The organism is Allobosea sp. TAB14, assembly GCF_052113865.1.
In the GTDB taxonomy this organism is placed as follows: domain Bacteria; phylum Pseudomonadota; class Alphaproteobacteria; order Rhizobiales; family Beijerinckiaceae; genus Allobosea; species Allobosea spartocytisi.
On record NZ_JBFRDQ010000009.1, the window covers coordinates 18,995 to 37,053 of the forward strand.

At 67.3% G+C, this 18,059-nt stretch carries 18 protein-coding genes; 13 read left to right on the top strand and 5 right to left on the bottom strand.

Going from position 1 to position 18,059, the window contains the following annotated elements; genetic code table 11:
* Window positions 1-3: 3 nt before the first annotated feature.
* Complete coding sequence (locus AB4Y99_RS02535) at window positions 4-1,104, bottom strand: acyltransferase family protein (RefSeq protein WP_441522244.1); 1,101 nt, start codon at window positions 1,102-1,104, stop codon at window positions 4-6.
* Between the two features lie 307 nt (window positions 1,105-1,411).
* Between AB4Y99_RS02535 and AB4Y99_RS02540 the strand changes: the two genes are divergently transcribed.
* The 12 genes from AB4Y99_RS02540 to rimO all read left to right on the top strand — a co-directional run bounded on the left by AB4Y99_RS02540 (window position 1,412) and on the right by rimO (window position 12,611).
* Window positions 1,412-1,768, top strand: a complete 357-nt coding sequence (locus AB4Y99_RS02540) for a DUF2849 domain-containing protein (protein ID WP_441522245.1) — start codon at window positions 1,412-1,414, stop codon at window positions 1,766-1,768.
* Window positions 1,769-1,771: 3 nt separating this feature from the next.
* Window positions 1,772-3,442 (top strand): nitrite/sulfite reductase, encoded by a 1,671-nt coding sequence (locus tag AB4Y99_RS02545; protein ID WP_441522246.1) that lies wholly within the window; start codon window positions 1,772-1,774, stop codon window positions 3,440-3,442.
* Complete coding sequence (locus tag AB4Y99_RS02550; protein ID WP_441522247.1) at window positions 3,429-3,962, top strand: DUF934 domain-containing protein; 534 nt, start codon at window positions 3,429-3,431, stop codon at window positions 3,960-3,962. The genes AB4Y99_RS02545 and AB4Y99_RS02550 overlap by 14 nt, the downstream gene beginning before the upstream one ends.
* On the top strand, window positions 3,959-4,210 hold the full coding sequence (locus AB4Y99_RS02555; RefSeq protein ID WP_441522248.1) for a hypothetical protein: 252 nt from the start codon (window positions 3,959-3,961) through the stop codon (window positions 4,208-4,210). Before AB4Y99_RS02550 ends, AB4Y99_RS02555 begins: the two co-directional genes overlap by 4 nt.
* Window positions 4,207-5,661 carry a siroheme synthase CysG gene (cysG, locus tag AB4Y99_RS02560; protein WP_441522249.1) on the top strand — a complete coding sequence of 485 codons (1,455 nt, stop codon included), beginning with the start codon at window positions 4,207-4,209 and terminating at the stop codon, window positions 5,659-5,661. Before AB4Y99_RS02555 ends, cysG begins: the two co-directional genes overlap by 4 nt.
* 202 nt (window positions 5,662-5,863) lie before the next feature.
* Window positions 5,864-6,907 carry a sulfate ABC transporter substrate-binding protein gene (locus AB4Y99_RS02565; protein WP_441522250.1) on the top strand — a complete coding sequence of 348 codons (1,044 nt, stop codon included), beginning with the start codon at window positions 5,864-5,866 and terminating at the stop codon, window positions 6,905-6,907.
* Window positions 6,908-6,911: 4 nt separating this feature from the next.
* On the top strand, window positions 6,912-7,805 hold the full coding sequence (gene cysT, locus AB4Y99_RS02570) for a sulfate ABC transporter permease subunit CysT (protein ID WP_113252368.1): 894 nt from the start codon (window positions 6,912-6,914) through the stop codon (window positions 7,803-7,805).
* Complete coding sequence (cysW, locus tag AB4Y99_RS02575; protein ID WP_441522251.1) at window positions 7,798-8,685, top strand: sulfate ABC transporter permease subunit CysW; 888 nt, start codon at window positions 7,798-7,800, stop codon at window positions 8,683-8,685. Before cysT ends, cysW begins: the two co-directional genes overlap by 8 nt.
* Before the next feature lie 28 nt (window positions 8,686-8,713).
* A complete protein-coding gene (locus AB4Y99_RS02580; RefSeq protein ID WP_441522252.1) occupies window positions 8,714-9,760 on the top strand; it encodes a sulfate/molybdate ABC transporter ATP-binding protein in 1,047 nt (348 codons plus the stop codon).
* Window positions 9,761-9,887: 127 nt separating this feature from the next.
* Window positions 9,888-10,325, top strand: a complete 438-nt coding sequence (locus AB4Y99_RS02585) for an OsmC family protein (protein WP_441522253.1) — start codon at window positions 9,888-9,890, stop codon at window positions 10,323-10,325.
* The gene (locus AB4Y99_RS02590) at window positions 10,322-11,188 is read left to right on the top strand and encodes a sulfurtransferase (RefSeq protein WP_441522254.1); all 867 of its coding nucleotides are present in this window, start codon (window positions 10,322-10,324) and stop codon (window positions 11,186-11,188) included. The genes AB4Y99_RS02585 and AB4Y99_RS02590 overlap by 4 nt, the downstream gene beginning before the upstream one ends.
* Window positions 11,189-11,291: 103 nt before the next feature.
* Window positions 11,292-12,611: a 30S ribosomal protein S12 methylthiotransferase RimO gene (rimO, locus tag AB4Y99_RS02595; protein WP_441522255.1), complete on the top strand. Its 1,320-nt coding sequence runs from the start codon at window positions 11,292-11,294 to the stop codon at window positions 12,609-12,611.
* Between the two features lie 179 nt (window positions 12,612-12,790).
* Here the strand turns inward: rimO and AB4Y99_RS02600 are convergent, their stop codons facing one another.
* Both AB4Y99_RS02600 and AB4Y99_RS02605 read right to left on the bottom strand, forming a co-directional pair.
* Complete coding sequence (locus AB4Y99_RS02600) at window positions 12,791-13,117, bottom strand: hypothetical protein (protein WP_441522256.1); 327 nt, start codon at window positions 13,115-13,117, stop codon at window positions 12,791-12,793.
* 219 nt (window positions 13,118-13,336) lie between these two features.
* Window positions 13,337-14,311, bottom strand: a complete 975-nt coding sequence (locus tag AB4Y99_RS02605) for a quinone oxidoreductase family protein (RefSeq protein WP_441522257.1) — start codon at window positions 14,309-14,311, stop codon at window positions 13,337-13,339.
* A gap of 135 nt (window positions 14,312-14,446) precedes the next feature.
* Between AB4Y99_RS02605 and AB4Y99_RS02610 the strand changes: the two genes are divergently transcribed.
* Window positions 14,447-15,622, top strand: coding sequence for a UbiH/UbiF family hydroxylase (locus AB4Y99_RS02610; protein ID WP_441522258.1), 1,176 nt, complete (start codon window positions 14,447-14,449; stop codon window positions 15,620-15,622).
* 284 nt (window positions 15,623-15,906) lie between these two features.
* Here the strand turns inward: AB4Y99_RS02610 and AB4Y99_RS02615 are convergent, their stop codons facing one another.
* Entirely contained in the window at window positions 15,907-17,028 is a 1,122-nt protein-coding gene (locus AB4Y99_RS02615) for a CaiB/BaiF CoA transferase family protein (RefSeq protein WP_441522259.1), read from the bottom strand.
* A gap of 11 nt (window positions 17,029-17,039) precedes the next feature.
* Window positions 17,040-18,011, bottom strand: coding sequence for an AEC family transporter (locus AB4Y99_RS02620; protein ID WP_441522260.1), 972 nt, complete (start codon window positions 18,009-18,011; stop codon window positions 17,040-17,042).
* Window positions 18,012-18,059: the final 48 nt, after the last annotated feature.

Below are 18,059 nucleotides of genomic sequence, written 5' to 3' on the forward strand. Positions count from 1 at the left end.
CCGTCACCCGGCCGGCAGCACGACCGGGCGGGGCTGGCGGCGCCAGGACTTCTGGCCGAGCACATAGGGCTTCACCGCCAGGAAAGGCTTTTCGATCCAGAGCCAGGAGAACAGCGCGAACAGCACCACGAGCGGCGCGGAAACCGCGAACAGCACGAGCCCGCTGCCGTGAACGACATCGAGCTGACTGACCAGCGCCTGCTGGATCGGGAAGCCATAAAGATAGATGCCATAGGAGACGTCGAGCTTGCGGATGCGCTGCGGCAGCTTGAGCGGCAAGAGCCCGATATAGACGACGCAATAGGTCAGGAAGGGCGGCACCAGAAAGGAGAGCTCGCGCGGCGCCGACATCAGGGCGATCGAGGCTGCGAGCGCCGCGGCGAACAGGCTCCAATGGATCTTCAGCCGGTCGCGCCATTGGAAATAGAGGCAGCCGACCAGGAAATAGAACACCACGACGGTCCAGTGGTAATTGCCCTCGGTGACGCCGAATCCGCGCAGATAGGCCCAGGCTGTCGCTGCGATGATGATGCCGATCGTGAGCGCCGCGAAGAGGACGCGTCGGCGCAGCAGGCCGGCGGCGATCATCAAGGCCATCACGATGTAGCAGTAGAATTCGGGCTTCAGCGTCCAGAGGTTCTGGTTGACCGTGTTCGCCACGGGATTGCTCTCGAAGACGCCGGGCAGCTCGAAGCGGATGCGGCCGACGACATTGCCGAAATACTCCCAGAACCGGATGTCGTTGACGTAGTCGCGCAGCGCCCATGTCGTCAGCAGCGGCCCGAGCACCAGCGCCGAGAGGGCGATCTCGACGAAGAGCGCCGGGACGATGCGGATGGCGCGCAGGGTGATGAAGGGGCGCACCGCGCCAGTACGCAACGCACTGCCGGTGACGAGGAAGCCGCTCAGGGCGAAGAACGCCGGGACGAGACTGAGCAGGAAGAGGCCATGCCAGCCGGTCCAGTCTTTGCCGGTATCGGCGCCGGCGACCCAGCCGGAATGGACGGCGAGAATGGTCAGCGACAGGATCAGGCGCAGAGCATTGAAGCCGGGTCCCTCGCCGCCATTGCGATCGAGAATGTCGGCCGCGCTCGGCCATGACACGAAAAAGCCGCCGGAAGCGCCTGCGCGCATCGGCTCAGTGTTCGATTTCAGAACGTTGCGTGTCATCTTCGGCCATTCCACATCCGGGTCTCGCCGCTCTTGCAAGCGAGGCGCCGAGACGGCCGCAGGATAAAATTACTCCAAATGGATGGTAATAGAGAAAATCACGCTATCTGACGTGAATTGAAGCGTGTCGAMGGCTGCTTTATTTTAAGCGTTCGGAAAAACGAACGTATCGGACGCAAGCCTTGGCGAGCCTGACCCTCGATCATCGACCGGCTGAAGCCAGCGGCGCGGAGTTCGCCTGATGGCTGCGGCAGCCAAACGCGTTCCGCTGCCGGCGATCCTGCTGGCCAACGATCTGCTCGACGGCGATGTCGTTTTCGCGACGGCCGACGCGGCTGGCACCCTCGTCTGGACGCGCGATCCGGCGCAGGCACTGGTCGCGAACGACGATGCCGCGGCCGATGGGCTCGAAGCCTTCGCCGCGGCCGAGCTGCGCGGCAACACCGTCGTCGACGCCTATCTCGTCGATGTCGCGATCGAGGCCGGCCGGCCGGTTCCACGCCATTTCCGCGAGCGTTTCAAGACGCTCGGCCCCAGCAACCGTCCCGATCTCGGCAAGCAGGCCGGCGAGGGTATCGCGTCCGCGCCGAAGGGTTGATCGATGTATCGTTACGATGAATTCGACGAGCGCTTCGTCCGCGAGCGGGTCGCGCAGTTCGCCGATCAGGTCTCGCGCCGGCTGGACGGTTCGCTGACCGAGGACSAGTTCAAGCCGCTGCGGCTCAAGAACGGCGTCTATCTCCAGCTCCACGCCTATATGCTGCGGATCGCCGTTCCCTATGGCACGCTGAATTCCAGGCAGCTTCGTCAGCTCGCGCTGATCGGCGAGAAGTACGATCGCGGCTACGGCCATTTCACCACGCGCCAGAACCTGCAATTCAACTGGCCAAAGCTGCGCGAGATCCCGGAGATCCTCGGCCTGCTCGCCGATGTCGAGATGCACTGCATCCAGACCTCCGGCAACTGCATCCGCAACGTCACGGCCGATCATTTCGCCGGCGTCGCGCAGGACGAGATCGAGGATCCGCGCCCGACGGCGGAGTTGATCCGGCAATGGTCCTCGGCCCATCCCGAATTCAGCTACCTGCCGCGCAAATTCAAGATCGCGGTGACAGGCGCCGAAGCCGACCGGGCGGTGATCAAGGCGCACGATATCGGCCTGCGCCTGCGCCGGCACCCGGACACGCATGAGGTCTGCTACGAGGTCAGCGTCGGCGGCGGGCTTGGCCGCACGCCGATGATCGGCAAGGTCGTGCGTGACTACCTGCCCAAGAAGGACCTGCTCGCCTATCTCGAGGCGGTGATGCGGGTCTATAATCTCGAGGGCCGGCGCGACAACAAGTACAAGGCGCGCGTCAAGATCCTCGTCCACGAGATCGGCGCCGAGGAATTCACCCGCCGCGTCGAGGCCGAATTCGCGCAGCTCGACGGCCCCTCGATCAATGCCGATCCCGAAGAGGTCGCGCGCATCGCCGCCTATTTCGCGCCGCCGGCCTATGAGACGCTCCCGGCCGTCAGCAACACGCTGGAGGCGGCCAAGGCCAGCAACCCGGCTTTCGCCCGCTGGGTCGATGTCAACACGGCGCCGCACAAGGCGCCGGGCTATACCGCGCTGACGATCTCGCTGAAGCCGATCGGCCAGGCGCCGGGCGATGCGACGTCCGAGCAGATGCGCGTGGTCGCCGATCTGGCGCAGCGCTATTCCTTCGACGAGTTGCGCGTCACCCATGCGCAGAACCTCGTCCTGCCGCATGTGCGCCAGCGCGATCTCTTCGCGATCTGGCAGAAGCTCGGCGAAGCCGGGCTGGCGGAGGCCAATATCGGCCTCGTCACCGACATCATCGCCTGCCCCGGCCTCGATTACTGCGCCTTGGCGACGGCCCGCTCGATCCCGATCGCGCAGGCGATCCAGCAGCGCTTCGCCAATGAGGCGCGCCAGCGCGAGATCGGGCCGCTCGGTATCAAGATCTCCGGCTGCATCAATGCCTGCGGCCATCACCATGTCGGCCATATCGGCATTCTCGGGCTGGAGAAGCGCGGCATCGAATCCTACCAGATCACGCTGGGCGGCGACGCCACCGAGAACGCGGCGATCGGCGAGATCCTCGGCCCTGGCCTCGCGGCTGAGGATGTGCCGGATGCGATCGAGCGCATTATCGCGGTCTATCTCGCCGAGCGGGCGGAGGGCGAGAGCTTCATCGACAATGTCCGCCGGATCGGGCTTGCCCCCTTCAAGGCCGCCTTCCAGGAGACGACCCGTGCCGCTGCTTGACCGAAACGGCGCCCGCGCGGATGGCTGGACCCGCAGCGAAGGGGCGGCGATCGACAATATTCCCGCCGCGATCGTGCCGTGGGAGTTCCTCGCCGAGGCGCTCGAACGGCAGGTGCCCGGGCAGAGCATCGGCGTCCTGATCCCGAACAACCTCCCGACGGCGGAGCTCGCCCCGTTCCTGCCGCGCCTCGCGCTCGTCGCTATCGCCTTCCCCGCCTATTCGGATGGGCGCGGCTTCAGCCAGGCCCGCCAGATCCGACGCGCGGGCTTCGGCGGGGAGTTGCGCGCCAGCGGGCCGCTCATCGCCGACCAGTTCGCCTATGCCCTCTCCTGCGGCTTCGACACGGTCGAGTTGCCGGAGGCCAGCGCGGCGCGGCAGCCTGTCGAACAATGGCTGCGCGCCCGGGATTCGTTCAGCCGGACCTATCAGCGCGGCTATGGCACGCCGGAGCGCAACATCCTGGATCGGCGGCGCGCGGCGCGTACCGACGCGGCGGCCACATCAGCGGCAACGCCATGAGCATCACCACACCGGCAAGCGGGCAAACCGGCGCGAGCCGGCGCATCGCGCCGGTCGCGATCGAGGAGGACAGCATGGCTGGTGATGTCGAAATGCTCCTGCGGCCCGACCAAACGGCCCGCAGCCGTTGGCTCGATCTATGCTTTCGTCTTATCATCCTCGCGCTGGCGGCGTTGTGGCTGCTGGTGCCGCCCGCTGGCGGGGCGCCTATGGCGACGGATGGGAAGGCGATAGCGACCACGCGATGAGCGAAAGACGCCCCGAGACGACCGCACGGCGCATCGAGCCGCTGGCGACGCTGCCGCTGTTCCACAAGCTGGCCGGCCGCAAGGTCGTGCTGGCCGGAAGCAGCGAAGGCGCGCTGTGGAAGGCCGAACTGCTCGCGGCCGCGGGAGCGGAGCTGCATATCTTCGCGGGCGGCGATTCGGCATCTTTCGCGGCACTCGCCGCGGATCCCGCCGCGCGCATCCATATCCACGCCCGGCGCTGGTCGCCGGAAGATCTCGATGGGGCCGCGCTTGCCGTCGCCGATCTCGATGAGACGGACGAGATTCGCGCCTTCGTCGCGGCCGCACGCGCTGCCGGCGCCCCGGTCAACRTCGTCGACAAGCCGGAATTCTGCGAYTTCGCCTTCGGTGCGCTGGTCAACCGCTCGCCGCTCGTCGTCGCCGTCTCGACCGACGGGGCCGCGCCGGTCTTCGGGCAAGCGATCCGGGCCAAGATCGAGGCGCTGCTGCCGGCCGGGCTGAAGGGCTGGGCGCAGGCCGCGACCGATTGGCGCCCGAGCGTTCAGGCGCGCGAACTGCCCTTCGCCCTGCGCCGTGCCTTCTGGGAGCTCTTCGCCGGCAAGGCGATGGCCGAGCCCGAGCGYGAACCGACGCAACAGGACGCGGCCGAGCTTTTCGCGAAGCTCGCACAGCTCGAATCGTCCTTCGACGGCAAGGGCCGGGTCACGCTGGTTGGCGCCGGGCCGGGCGATCCGGAACTGCTGACGCTCAAGGCGATCCGTGCCCTGCAGAGCGCCGATATCATCCTCTATGACGATCTCGTCTCGCCGGGCGTGCTGGAATTCGCCCGGCGCGAGGCCAAGCGCATGCTGGTCGGCAAGACCGGCTACGGCCCCTCGGTGAAGCAGGGCGATATCAACGCGCTGATCGTCTCGCTGGCCTCGCAGGGCAAGCATGTCGTGCGGCTGAAGGGTGGCGACCCCGGCATCTTCGGCCGCGCCGGCGAGGAGATTGAGGCCTGCCAGGCCGCCGGCATCCCGGTCGCGATCGTGCCCGGCATCTCGGCGGCACAGGGCGCAGCCGCCTCGCTCGGCCTCTCGCTGACCCATCGCGACCATGCAAGGCGGCTGCAATTCGTCACCGGCCATTCGCGCAAAGGCGAATTGCCCGATGATCTCGACTGGCGCGCCATGGCCGACCCGGCCGCCTCGACCGTGATCTACATGGCGCGCGCCACCCTGCCCGGCTTCCGTGAGAAGGCGCTCGCCGCCGGGCTCGATCCACAGACGCCGGCCATTGCCGTGCTTGCGGCGACGCGACCCGACGAGCTGCGGATCGCGGCGACGATCGAAACCCTGCCGGAACGTCTCGCGGAACTTTCCGCGATCGGGCCGGTTCTGGTCCTGCTGGGACGTGCCTTTGGCTCGGCCCTGGCCGAGGCCGAGGCGGCGGCGGATCGCCGCCGCGCCTGAGAGCGGGCGAGGAGAAGCATCCTCGCCTTGGCCCGTAACGATGCGGGGAGATGCGTGTTCTCCCCGGCGTCGAAACTTTGGAACGGGACCGCTGCCCGGCCACATTGTGGCAAGATCGAGATTTCAGTACGTTTCGTTTGTTATTCAGAACGGGCGGAGCTTCCTCAATCGGGCTCCGCCCGGATCGCAACGGAGCCCTGACATGACACGACCCGCGTTTCGCCGCCTGCTTCGGGCCGGACTGGTTCTGGGAGCCTTCACGATCTGCTTCGGCGTGGTCGCGGGAGCCCGCGCCCAGTCCATCGAGCTGCTCAACGTCTCCTACGATCCGACCCGCGAGCTCTATCGCGACATCAACGCCGCCTTTCTGGCGGATTGGAACGCCAAGCATCCGGACAAGAAGATCACGACTATCCGCCAGTCGCATGGCGGCTCGGGCGCGCAGGCGCGCACCGTGATCGACGGGCTCAACGCCGATGTGGTGACGCTGGCGCTGGCCGGCGACATCGACGCCGTCGCCGAGCGCTCGAAGAAGCTGCCGCTCGACTGGCAGAAGCGCCTGCCGGACAACTCCTCTCCCTACACCTCGACCATCGTGTTCCTCGTCCGCAAGGGCAATCCCAAGGCGGTCAAGGACTGGGGCGACCTCGTGAAGCCTGGCATCCAGGTCATCACGCCGAATCCGAAGACCTCGGGCGGCGCGCGCTGGAACTATCTCGCCGCCTGGGCCTATGCCGAAAAAGCCTTCAACAAGGACGACGCCAAGGTCCGCGACTATATTGCCAAGCTGCTCGGCAATGTCCCGGTGCTCGACACCGGCGCGCGCGGCGCGACCACGACCTTCACCCAGCGCGGCATCGGCGACGTGCTGCTCGCCTGGGAGAACGAGGCCTTCCTCGCCCAGGACGAGTTCGGCAAGGACAAGTTCGACATCGTCGTGCCGAGCCTGTCGATCCTGGCCGAGCCGCCGGTCGCCCTGGTCGACGGCAATGTCGACGCCAAGAAGACCCGCGAGGCCGCGCAGGCCTATCTCGAATTCCTCTATACGCCGAAGGCTCAGGCGATCATCGCCAAGAACCACTACCGTCCACGCAACACCGAGGCGGCCGACCCCAAGGACCTCGCCTTGTTCCCGAAGCTCGAGCTCGTCACCATCGACAAGGATTTCGGCGGTTGGGCCAAGGCGCAGCCGACGCATTTCGGCGATGGCGGCACGTTCGACCAACTCTACAAGCCGGCACGGTAAGCCTATGACAACGACGGCGTCCTTCCGCTGGCGAGAGCCCAGTATCCTGCCCGGCTTCGGCCTGGCGATGGGCATCACCGTGACGGCGCTGTCGCTGATCGTGCTGATCCCGCTGGCGGGCCTGTTCGTGAAGGCCGCCAGCGCCGGCCCGGCCGATATCTGGGCGGTGGCGACCTCGCCCCGGACGCTGGCCGCGCTCAGGCTCTCCTTCCTCGGCGCGCTGTTCGCGGCGCTGGTGAACACCGTGTTCGGGCTGATCCTCGCCTGGGTTCTGGTGCGCTACGACTTTCCCGGCCGGCGCCTGATCGACGCGGCGGTCGACCTGCCCTTCGCCCTGCCGACCGCGGTCGCCGGCATCTCGCTCGCCGCCATCTATGCGCCGAACGGCTGGGTCGGCTCGTGGCTGGCGCCGCTGGCCTTCCGGTTCACCATCCCCTTCACCGATATCTCGATCGGCTTCGACGGCAAGGTCGCCTACACGCCGCTCGGCGTCATGGTGGCGCTGATCTTCATCGGCCTGCCCTTCGTGGTCCGCACCGTCCAGCCCGTGCTGGAAGAGCTGCAGAGCGACGTCGAGGAGGCGGCAGCGCTGCTCGGCGCAAACCGTTTGCGCACCGTCTTCCGCGTCATCCTGCCGCCGGTGCTGCCGGCGCTGCTGACCGGCTTCGTGCTGGCCTTCGCGCGGGCCGTCGGCGAATACGGCTCGGTGATCTTCATCGCCGGCAATATCCCGATGGTCTCCGAGATCGCGCCGCTGCTGATCGTGATCCGGCTCGAGCAGTTCGACTATGCGGGCGCCGCCGTAATGGCGACGATGATGCTGCTGATCTCGTTTGCGCTCATCCTGGCGGTCAACCTGGTGCAGGCGCGGGCGCGCCGGAGGTTCGGCGATGTCTGACGCCACCTTGCCTGCCGCGACCGCGCCGGCCCGGCGCGATGGAAGCCGCGCCCGCGGCGAGAGCCGACTCGTCCAATTCGTGCTGATCGCGGTTTCGCTCGCCTTCCTGCTGCTCTTCCTGCTGCTGCCGCTGCTCACGGTCTTCGTCGAGGCTGCCGCCAGGGGCTGGGAAGCCTATCGTGCCGCGATCACCGAACCCGACGCGCAAGCGGCGATCCGGCTCACGCTCATCGTCGCGGCCATCGCCGTGCCCTTCAACACCGTCGTTGGGATCGCCGCAGCCTGGGCCATCGCCAAGTTCGAATTCCGCGGCAAGAACCTGCTGATCAGCCTGCTCGACCTGCCCTTCTCGGTCTCCCCGGTGATCTCCGGCCTGGTCTTCGTGCTGCTGTTCGGCGCGCAGGGCTATTTCGGGCCGTGGCTGCAGGCGCATGGCATCTCGATCATCTTCGCGCTGCCGGGGCTCATCCTCGCCACGGTCTTCGTCACCTTCCCCTTCGTGGCGCGCGAATTGATCCCGCATATGCAGTCGCTCGGCTCGGCCGACGAGGAAGCGGCGCTGACGCTGGGAGCGTCGCCCTGGCGGGTGTTCTTCACCATCACCCTGCCGAACGTGAAGTGGAGCCTGTTCTACGGCATACTGCTCTGCAATGCCCGGGCGATGGGCGAATTCGGCGCCGTCGCGGTCGTTTCCGGCAAGRTCCGGGGCGAGACCAACACCATGCCGCTGCATGTCGAGATCCTCTACAACGAGTACATGGGACCGGCCGCCTTCGCCGTCGCCTCGCTGCTGGCGGGGCTGGCCCTCGTCACCCTCGTGCTCAAGACCCTGCTGGAATGGCATTATGGCGATGCGATCGCCGCCAGCCGCCGGCACTGACCCAAGCCTGGACGAAGGACGAAAACCCATGTCGGTCGCCGTCACCATCGAAGCCATCGAGAAGCGTTTCGAGAATTTCCCGGCGCTGCGCGGCGTCTCGCTCGACATCCAGCCGGGCGAGCTCGTCGCGCTGCTCGGCCCTTCCGGCTCGGGCAAGACCACGCTGCTGCGCCTGATCGCGGGGCTGGAGGAGGCCGACCGGGGCCGGGTCCTGTTCGGCGACATCRACACGCGGGCGCTGTCGCTGCGCGACCGGCGCATCGGCTTCGTCTTCCAGCAATATGCGCTGTTCAAGACGATGAACGTCGCCGACAACATCGCCTTCGGCTTGCGGTCCCGCCCGCGCGAGGAGCGTCCGATTGCGAGCGAAATCAGCAAGCGCGTCAAAGGCCTGCTCGAACTGGTTCAACTGCCGGGTCTGGAAAAGCGCTATCCGAGCCAGCTCTCCGGCGGCCAGCGCCAGCGTGTCGCGCTCGCCCGCGCGCTCGCCATCGAACCGCGCGTGCTGCTGCTCGACGAGCCTTTCGGTGCGCTCGACGCCAAGGTCCGCAAGGATTTGCGCGCCTGGCTGCGCGAATTGCACGGGCGCGTCGGCCACACCACCGTGTTCGTCACCCATGATCAGGAAGAGGCGCTGGAACTTGCCGACCGCGTCGCCATCCTCAACGCCGGCAAGATCGAGCAGGTCGGCTCGGCCGACGACGTCTACGACCATCCGGCGACGCCCTTCGTCTGCGAGTTCCTGGGCGAGGTGAACAAGTTGCCGGTCAAGGTCGTCGGCAGCCAGGCCTTCTTCGGCGACCGGCCGGTGCTGGGCGGATTGTCGCAGAACCAGGGCGGCCCGGCCTCCCTCTATGTCCGGCCGCAGCATCTGCGCATCGTTGACGAGACGCCGCTCGCCCTGCCCGGCACGGTCGAGCATCTGCGCCGCAACGGCCCGCTGCGCCGGGCCGAGGTCGCTGTCGAGGGGCTGAAGAAGCGGCTCGACGTCGATCTCGCCAGCCAGGTCGCTCCGGCGATCGGCGAGCGGGTGCGGCTGCGCATCACGCATGGCAACCTGTTCGCCGCCGCCTGATCCCGCTCTCGGGGCATCCGGTGGTGCCGAAAACCGGTTTCCACTTTTGGGCCCGATGCCCTAGCCTCCGCCCCCGAATCCCGCCGCGACAAGGGCGGCCGGTCCTCGATCCGGACAGGAGATCGCGATGAAAGCACGCGCGAAATGGGTGGAAGGCATGGCCTTCATGGGYGAGGCCGGCAGCGGCCACGCSRTSATGATGGAYGGYGCKCCKGAMTATGGCGGSCGCAATATCGGCATCCGGCCGATGGAGATGCTGCTGATCGGGCTCGCCGGCTGCACCGGCTTCGATGTCGTCAGCATCCTCAAGAAGGGGCGCGAGGCGGTGACCGGTTGCGAAGTCGAAGTCGAGGCCGAACGCGCCGCCAGCGACCCCAAGGTCTTCACCAGGATCCATCTGCGCTACCGCATCACCGGCAAGGGCCTCGCTTATGCCAAGGCCGAGCGGGCCGTCACATTGTCGAAGGAAAAATACTGTTCGGCTTCGATCATGCTCGGGGCGACCGCCGAGATGAGCTACGAGCTCGATGTGATCGACGAACTGCAGAAGGATGAAGCTGCATGAGCCAGCCCGGATTCGCAGGATTGATCACGCCCGACGCCCTCGCCGCGCGTCTCGGCGACAAGAACCTCGTCATCCTCGACGTGCGCACCGCGGCGGATGGCGGCAAGGAAGCCTTCGAGGCCGGGCATATCCCCGGTGCCGTTCATTCCGACTATGCCGCCGATGGCTGGCGCGCCAAGGTCGGCAACGCGCCCGGCATGCTGCCTGCCGCCGACCACCTCGCCACGCTGGTCGGCCGGCTCGGCATCAAGCCGCATGACGACGTCATCATCGTCTCGGCCGGCACGGCCGCGACCGACTTCGCCGCGGCGGCACGAGTCTATTGGACGCTGAAATTCATCGGCCACGGTCAACAGGCGATCCTGGACGGCGGCTTCAGGGGCTGGACGAGTGACGCCAAGCGGCCGGTCGAGAGCGGCCCGTCGCAGCCGAAGAGCACCGAGCCCTATCCGGTCGTCGCCCAGCAGCAATTGCGCAGCACGACGGACGCAACCCTCATCGCCTCCCGCAGCAAGCAGGCGAGCCTCGTCGATGCACGTGGGCCGAGCTATTTCGAAGGCCGCGAGAAGGCGGCCGAGGCGACGCGCGGTGGCCATATCCCCGGCGCGATCGCGCGCGACTATGCGGGGGCCTTCGAGCCCGGCACCGGCAAGCTCAAGCCGCGCTCCGAGCTGGAGAGGATCTTTGCCGTGGTGCCGCAGGGGCCGGCGATCTCCTATTGCAACACCGGCCATTCGGCAGCGGCGAACTGGTTCGTGCTCTCCGAACTGCTCGGCCGCGACGAGATCGCGCTCTATGACGGCTCGATGACCGACTGGACGCAGGATCCCGAGCGGCCGGTCGCGACGGGCGCGGCGGCCTGAGCCGCTTTCGATTGCAAATCAGGCTGAAAAGGTTCAAAGGAAGCGCCGATCGCGTGTCACGCGCGCGGCGCTTCCTGACATTCTGGACATAAGCCATCAGCCGATGAACGCCGTCGCGCCGAAAATCTCCTTCGTTTCCTTGGGCTGCCCGAAAGCCCTCGTCGATTCCGAGCGGATCATCACCTCGCTGCGTTCCGAGGGCTATGAGCTCTCGAAGAGCCATGCCGGGGCCGACCTCGTCATCGTCAACACCTGCGGCTTTCTCGACAGCGCCAAGGCGGAATCGCTGGAGGCGATCGGCTCGGCCATGGCCGAAAACGGCAAGGTCATCGTCACCGGCTGCATGGGCGCAGAGCCCGAGCAGATCCGCGACGCCTTCCCGAACGTGCTCGCGATCACTGGCCCACAGGCCTATGAGAGCGTGGTCTCGGCGGTGCACCAGGCGGTGCCGCCGAAACACGACCCGTTCGTCGATCTGGTGCCCGACCAGGGCGTCAAGCTGACGCCGCGGCACTACGCATACTTAAAGATTTCAGAGGGCTGCAACAATCGCTGCACCTTCTGCATCATCCCGAAGCTGCGCGGCGACCTCGYCTCGCGGCCGATCGGCGACGTGCTGCGCGAGGCCGAGAAGCTGGCCAAGGCCGGTGTCAAGGAATTGCTGGTGATCTCGCAGGACACCAGCGCCTACGGCCTCGACATCAAATACGCGCCGTCGATGTTCAAGGATCGCGAGATCCGCACCCGCTTCTTCGAGCTCGCCCGCGAGCTCGGCCAGATGGGGATGTGGGTGCGCCTGCACTATGTCTACCCCTATCCGCATGTCGACGAGGTCATCCCGCTGATGCAGGAAGGGCTGGTGCTGCCCTATCTCGACATTCCCTTCCAGCACGCCTCCCCCAATGTCCTCAAGGCGATGAAGCGCCCGGCCCATCAGGACCGCACGCTCGACCGCATCCGGAAATGGCGCGAGATCTGCCCGGACCTCGCCATCCGCTCGACCTTCATCGTCGGCTTCCCCGGCGAGACCGAAGAGGATCTGCAGTTCCTGCTCGACTGGCTGAAGGAAGCGAAGCTGGAGCGCGTCGGCTGCTTCAAATACGAGCCGGTCAAGGGCGCGCCCGCCAACGACCTCGGCCTCGCCCTCGTCCCCGAGGAGGAGAAGGAGGCGCGCTGGCACCGCTTCATGAAGGCGCAGGCCGAGATTTCCACCCGCATCGTCAAGGCCAGGGTCGGCAAGCGCATCCAAGTCATCATCGACGAGGCCGGGCCGACCGTCGCCAAGGGCCGCTCGAAATGGGACGCCCCCGAGATCGACGGCAATGTCTATGTCGCAAGCCGGCGCCCCTTGCGCCCGGGCGACATCGTCACCGTGAAGATCGAGCGCGCCGACGCCTACGACCTGCACGGCGTCGCGGTCTGAGCCGCGCCTTTAGAGCTTGCTGATCTTAGGCGGAAACACAGGGGCATCCCGGGCCTGACCCGGGATCCATGCCAGAGCGTTTCCGACGAAGGTTCGGGCATGGATCCCGGCTCTCCGCTTTGCTCCGGCTGGGATGACCCGCCTTTCCTCGGAATGCGCTCCAGCGCGTCCGACTTCCCTCAGTTGAAGGTGCAGAGCCGGCGGATGGTGCGGCCGTTGCGGTCGCGCGCCGTGCCGAGGCTGCTGCAGGCATCGGCGACGGGAGCCGCCTCGCCCTGTTCGCTCCGCTTCGGCGGCTCGCTGCAGACGCCGGCGGCACAACCCGTTTCGGCGTAACGCAGGCGCGCTGCGCCGGGAACGCGGAGGCGGCCCTGCTCGGCGCCGTTCAGGATGGCGGCCGGAACGGTGGCCTGCCGGCCTTGGCCCCGGAGCTGCTGCGCCAGCGCAACGCCGGAAAGGCTCAAAATACCCAGAAGAAAAACAGTTGCCTGAAACCTGGTCGACATGACCGTCGTCCCGAAAAGATCGTCAGCATTGCGCTGGCATCCATTCGTCGCGGCGGCGTGCCGACGGGTTCACGACGCCAGCAAAAATGCGCCCGGCAAGACCGGGCGCAGGATGTGACCGTCGTCTAGCGTCATGCTCGGGCTTGACCCGAGCATCTCGGAAACCAGCTTCCTCTGGTCATGAGATTCTCGGGTCAAGCCCGAGAATGACGAGCAGGATCAGGGGAGGAGCACCGTCGAGCCGGTCGTGCCGCGCGATTCGAGCGCGCGATGGGCATCCGCCGCGTCCTTCAATGGGAAGGTGGCGTTGACCGGTACCGTGACCTTGCCGGAGAGCACCGCGTCGAACAGGTTCTTCGCCATCGCCACCATGGTTTCGCGCTTCGCGGTGTGGGTGTTCAGCGTCGGGCGGGTGACATAGAGCGAGCCCTTGGCCGAGAGGATGCCGAGATTGAAGGCGTCGACCGGGCCGGAGGCGTTGCCGAAGGAGACCATCAGGCCGAAGGGCTTCAGCGTGTCGAGCGACTTCATGAAGGTGTCCTTGCCGACGCCGTCATAGACCACGTCGCAGAGCTTGCCGCCGGTGATCTCCTTCACCCGCGCCGCGAAATCCTCCTCGCGATAGTTGATGACATGGTCGGCCTTGTGCGCCTTCGCCAGCTCCGCCTTTGCCTGCGAGCCGACCGTGCCGATCACGGTCGCGCCCAGAGCCTTGCCCCATTGGCAGAGGATCAGGCCGGTCGCCCCGGCCGCCGCATGGACCAGGATGGTGTCGCCCGGCTTCACCTTGTAGGTCCGGTGCAGCAGGTACTCGGCGGTCAGCCCCTTCAGCATCATGCTGGCGGCGGCCTCGTAGGAGATGCCCTCCGGCAGCGCGACGACCGAGGCCGCCGGCACGATGCGCTCCTCGGCATAGGCGCCGTGCGCCGCGACGACCGCGACGCGATCCCCGACCTTGAACTCGGTGACATTCGGCCCGACCGCCAGCACGTCGCCGGCGCTCTCATTGCCCAGGGTGAAAGGCAGTTGCGGCGCAGGATAGAGCCCCGAGCGGAAATAGGTGTCGATGAAATTGAGGCCGATGGCGCGGTTGCGGATGAGAATCTCGCCCGGCCCGGGCTGCGGCAGCGTGACGTCCTCGAACGCCAGAACGTCCGGGCCGCCGGTTTTATGCACGCGAATGGCTTTGACCATGGAAGACATCTCCCTCGAATGAATGCCCCGACCATAGTTCATCGCGCGGGAAAGCAGCATCCTCGGCAAATGCAGACGCACCTTGCGACTTTGCGGCCCGTGRCCAAAACGCCGTGCATCGGATAGCGAGGGATCATGAGCATGCATGCCGGGGCCTCGGTCGATATCGCCATCGTGGGAGCGGGCCCGGTCGGGCTCGCCGCGGCGCTCGCATTGGCGAGCGAGGGCCGCAGCGTCGCGCTGCTCGGCCCGCTGGCGACGCCCCGCGACGGGCGCACCGTCGCGCTGCTCGACAGTTCGTGGCGCCTGCTCGCCGAACTCGGCCTGCAGGATGCGTTGCTGGAGAAGGCGGCGCCGCTTGCCGTGATGCGGCTGGTCGACGACAGCGGCAGCCTGTTCCGGCAGCCGCCGGTGGAGTTCCGCGCTTCGGAGATCGGGCTCGAGGCCTTCGGCTGGAACATCGAGAACGCCGATCTGACCGAGGTGCTGACCGAGACCGCCCGGCAACGCGCCGGCCTGCGGCTGCTGCCGGGCCTTGTCCGCTCGATCGAGCCCGCCGCCGATTCCGTGCGGCTTTCCGGAGACGGCTTTGCGTCGCTCAACGCGCGTCTGGTCGTAGGCGCGGACGGGCGCAACTCGCAGGTCCGCGCCGTCGCGGGGATTGCAAGCCGCGACTGGCGCTATCCGCAGGTGGCGCTGACCGGCATTCTCACGCATGCCCGCGACCATCGCGAGATCTCGACCGAATTCCATACGCGCCAGGGGCCGTGCACGCTCGTTCCCCTGCCTGGCCGGCGCTCCTCGCTGGTCTGGCTGCTCGAGCCCGAGGCGGCGGAGGCCGTCGCGGCCCTCGACGATGCCGCTTTCGCCCGGCGGGTCGAGACACAGGTGCAGTCGCTGCTCGGCGCGATGAGCGTCGCGGGGCCGCGCGGACGCATCCCGATGGGGGGGCTCTCGGTGGATCGCTTCGCAGCCGGCCGCATGGCGCTGATCGGCGAGGCCGCGCATGTCTTCCCGCCGATCGGGGCGCAGGGGCTCAATCTCGGCCTGCGCGACGTCGCGGCACTGCGCGATGCGGTCGCGGAGCGTGACGATCCGGGCGCGGAAGGGGCAATGACCGCCTATGACGCGGCGCGGCGCACCGATGTCCGGTTGCGGACGGGCGCCGTCGATGCGCTCAACCGAACCCTCCTAAGCGATCTGCTGCCGGCCGATCTGATGCGTGGCGCGGGCCTGCTGGCGCTGTCGCGGATCGGGCCGTTGCGCCGCTTCGTCATGCGGCAAGGGCTGGCGGGCGGCGCGGCGCGGTAAGATCCAGGCGTCATGCCCGGGCCTGACCCAAGCGCTTTTCGTCGGACGGCGCCCCGGCGCGCCTTCCAGAGCGAGCTTATTTTGCACGGAACCGCGCGGTCATCCCGGGCCTGACCCGGGATCCATGCCGGAGCATTGCCGATCAGGGTTCAGGCATGGATCCCGGATCTCCGCTTCGCTCCGTCCGGGATGACGCAGCTCTTCCGTGAAAACGCAACAGACTCCAGCCCGAACTTCTCGGGTCTGCGCCTCGCTGCGCCCGAGAATGACGGTCCAGAGTTCCGTCACTGTTCTCCCAGCACGATCCTGGTATCGGCGCCGCTTGCCGCGACTTGCCGCGTCTCGGCGGCCTTGTCCCGAAACACCGGCGCCAGCGGCAAAGGCGTCGAGACGAGCCGGCGCCCGCCCGGCTCCTGTGCCTGGGCGTCGAGCAGGCCGCGCGCCGTGACATGCGGGTCGGCGACCGCCTCCTCCAGCGTGCGGACCACGGTGCAGCAGCAGTCGAGCGGCTCCAGATGGGTGCGCCAATGCGCGGCGCTCTCGCCGGCGACGATCGTGGCGATGGCGGCGCGCGTCGCTTGCGGGTTGCGGCGGTCGTCGCGCAGGGTCTCGTCGAGGCCGATGCCCTCGCAGAAGCCCCGCCAGAATTTCGGCTCCAGCGCCCCGACGGCAAGAAACCAGCCATCGGCCGTGGCATAGAGGCCGTAGCGCGGGCTCGCGCCCGTCAAAAGCGCCTCGCCGCCATCCGGGAAGGAGCCGGTCGCCTGGCCCTGCGCCAGCCCGTACCAGGCGAAGGTCGGCATGGCGTCGGCCATGGCGATGTCGAGATGGCAGCCCTGCCCGCTTCGCTCGCGCTGGCGCAGCGCCAGCAGGATGTTGAGCACGGCCGGCATGGTGCCGCCGGCGATGTCGGCGACCAGCGGCGGTGGCAGCGGCGGGGCGGCGCCACGCTGCAGCGACTGGCCGAGCAGGCCGCCGACCGCCTGGTAGTTGATGTCGTGGCCCGCCTCCTGCGCGCGCGGCCCGTCCTGGCCGTAGCCGCTGATCGAACAGTAGATCAGGCGCGGATTGAGCGCGGCCAGCGCTTCGTAGCCGAAGCCGAGGCGCTCCATCACGCCCGGCCGGAACTGCTCGATCAGGATGTCGGCCTGCGCGACCAGCGGCTTCAGCCGCTCCAGCGCATCGGGCGCCTTCAAATCGAGCTCGACGCTCTGCTTGCCGCGATTGAGCACGGCGAAGGGAGCGGACGTCTCGCCGAAGCGCGGCGGAAAGCCGCGCATGTCCTCGCCGCCCGGCCGCTCGATCTTGATCACCCGCGCCCCGGCTTCGGAGAGAAACAGGCTCGCCAGCGGGCCGGGCAGCAGGGTCGAGAAGTCGAGAACCAGCAGATCGTCCAGCGGCAGCATGGGCGGCTTTCTCAGTGGAAGAGATCGGCCGCTATCCTGCCTGTCTTCACCAGCCACAGGAAGCCCGKCAGCGTSAYCATCGAGACGATGGTGCCGACGAGGATGCAGGCCGAGGCGCGCTCGACGCCGACCCTGTACTGCGTCGAGATGACGAAGATGTTCAGCGCCGGCGGTAGCGCCGCCATGATGAGCGCGACATAGATCCAGTTCGCCGGAATGCCGCCGACGGCCGAGAGCAACAGCCAGACCAGCAGCGGGTGCAGCAGGAGCTTGATGACGACGAGACCCGGCACCTCGCCCGGCATCGACTTCATCGGCCTCAGCGCCACCGTGACGCCAAGCAGGAAGAGCGCGCAGGGCGCCGCCGCCTGCGAGAGCCAGAGCGTCATCCGGTCGATCGCAGTGGGGAGCTCGAACTTGAGATAGCTCGCCAACACGCCGGCCAGTGTCGCGACATTGAAGGGATGGGTCAGCACCCGCCAGACCACCTCGCGCAGCGTGGCGGCGAGGCTGCGTTTCTCGACGCCCGCGAAAGCCATCAGGAGCGGCACGAGCGAAAACAGCAGGACGCTGTCGAAGACGAAGATCAGCACGACCGGGGCGCTGGCCTCCGGCCCGAGCGCAGCCAGGATCAGGGGCGGCCCCATATAGCCGATGTTGGAATAGGCGCCCGCGACGCCCTGCATCACGGCCTGGGGCATGTTGCCATGCGCATGCTTGAGCCCGAGCGCGAAGGAGAGACAGAAGGCGCAGAAGGTCGCCGTGGTGGTGCAGGCGATGAACTTCCAATTGGCGAGCTCGCTCAACGGCTTGTCGGCGATCAGCCGATAGAACAAGGGCGGCAGCGCTACATAGATCAGGAAGAACTGCAGCCAGGCGAGCCCCTCCTCCGGCAATTGCTTCCAGCGGCCGATGACGAAGCCGAGCAGGATCAGCCCGAAAAAGGGCGCGACCAGATTGAAGATGCTGAGAAGGTCGGCCATCGCGAAACGTTCGGATCCTTATGGGTACCGACCGAACCGGCCGGGTGA